The sequence below is a fragment of the Niallia sp. 03133 genome, assembly GCF_052663225.1.
Genome location: NZ_JBQTCY010000049.1, coordinates 1 through 282, shown reverse-complemented (window position 1 = coordinate 282; position 282 = coordinate 1). Strand labels below are relative to the sequence as shown.

Below are 282 nucleotides of genomic sequence, written 5' to 3'. Positions count from 1 at the left end.
CGCTTTTCGTTTTAGTTAAGTCCTCGATCTATTAGTATTTGTCAGCTCCACGTGTCGCCACGCTTCCACCTCAAACCTATCAACCTGATCATCTTTCAGGGATCTTACTAGCTTGCGCTATGGGAAATCTCATCTCGAGGGGGGCTTCATGCTTAGATGCTTTCAGCACTTATCCCTTCCGCACATAGCTACCCAGCTATGCCTTTGGCAAGACAACTGGTACACCAGCGGTGCGTCCATCCCGGTCCTCTCGTACTAAGGACAGCTCCTCTCAAATTTCCT

The 282-nt window shown here is 49.3% G+C and carries 1 rRNA gene; it reads right to left on the bottom strand.

Going from position 1 to position 282, the window contains the following annotated elements:
- Positions 1-11 precede the first annotated feature (11 nt).
- Positions 12-282, bottom strand: a 23S ribosomal RNA gene (locus ACTYBU_RS22560); the annotation flags it as partial.